The sequence below is a fragment of the Mesorhizobium sp. M7A.F.Ca.CA.001.04.2.1 genome (assembly GCF_003998485.1).
GTDB classification, from domain to species: domain Bacteria; phylum Pseudomonadota; class Alphaproteobacteria; order Rhizobiales; family Rhizobiaceae; genus Mesorhizobium; species Mesorhizobium ciceri.
Genome location: NZ_RZQT01000277.1, coordinates 1 through 1458, shown reverse-complemented (window position 1 = coordinate 1458; position 1458 = coordinate 1). Strand labels below are relative to the sequence as shown.

Sequence of the window (1458 nt, the reverse complement as noted above, 5' to 3'; positions counted from 1 at the left end):
CGGTGTCGCCTGACCGATAAACGCTGTCAGGCCGCTTCGACACCATGCCCTCCAGGCCCATGCGATCAACCGCGGCGTAGAAGTCGGCCCCGCCGCCATGCACATGGTGACTGTACTGGATCACGCCCTTGGCAGGCCCGACGAGTTCGAGCAGCTTTTCCCGACGTTCCAGCAGAGGTGCTGGGCGCAAGTTGACCCCGTCCAGGTGCAACAGATCGAAGGCGACGAAGATGATCCGATCCGGCGCCCATCGCATTGCGGACCGCAGCGAATGGAAATCCGACACGCCCTTCCCATTGAGGACGATTGCCTCGCCGTCGATGATTGCCGACTTGGGAGAAAGGGTTGCCGCCGCCTCGACAATCGTCTTGTACGTCGATGACCAGTCATAGCCTCTTCGCGTGATCGCTCGGGCCGTGCCGTCTCGATTATGATTTGCGTCCGGTAGCCATCGTACTTGATTTCGTGAATCCAGTTGTCCCCTGTCGGCGGCACCTCGACAAGCGTGGGGAACATTGGCCGGATGAACTTCAGACGCATGAACTGACCCGCAAGACTGCGTTTCAATTTAGCATGCGCTAAAATGGTTCCGGAACATTTTAGACGAATTGACTGTTTGACAGCCATGACGAGGCCGTCCGACGTGGACCATCCATTCCCGGCAAGGAGCACGGCGGCGAACCAGCCGATGAGGACGACAACTTCTATACCTGCCCGACGTGCGGACAGCAGGTCGACATGCGCGACTTGCGGCAGGTGATTTGGCACGAGCAGCCAAAGCAAGCCGCTCCTGTTGCTGGTAGATTAGCCGCGCCAGCACATCGGCAGCAGCACCCCTCTCAAAATTGGCGGAACATAATTTAGACCCGTCAGTTGGGAGAACTCATGGGAGGCGCGCGATGTTGCAACGTGAAATCTCCATTGTCTCGGACAGGTCGAAATTGGTGGCGGACTATTCTCTGATCGCCGCCGATATAGCCCAGCGTCTATCTTTGCACGCTTGCAATGACAACGCTTCCGCCAACGTCCCGTGGGCACCGAAACATTCCGAGGCCCCGACTTCGCCGGCCTCGCACACCCGCCGAGTATTCCTCGACCGATCGTGCTTTAGCCACGATCTATGCGTCGACGGTGGTGGGGATAACGCTGATTCTGGCGTCGGCAGTTTGAGTTACGCGACCTGATGCCGCTCTCCCAGAAACTATCTTCGGTTGAGATGACACTCAAATGCCCCGGATGTGGAAACGAGTTCACCAAGCCAGGGCGTTGGTTCATCGTTGCCGCCCACTATCGGTGCGAAGGTTGCCAGCGTTTACACCGCCTTCCTTATTCAGAAAAGGTGGAACTGTTCGAAAGATACGCCCAAGGGTGTGAAGACGGGCTCGGCAGCATCGACAGTGGGCCCGCACCGCTTGGGTGAGGACCGATGCGGGCCCGGCCAAGGGTTGCCTTTCCTTG

1 pseudogene is annotated in these 1458 nt (G+C 58.4%); it reads right to left on the bottom strand.

Going from position 1 to position 1458, the window contains the following annotated elements:
• Nucleotides 1-406 (bottom strand): annotated as a pseudogene (locus EN955_RS35030) (DNA ligase); the annotation flags it as partial.
• Nucleotides 407-1458: the final 1052 nt, after the last annotated feature.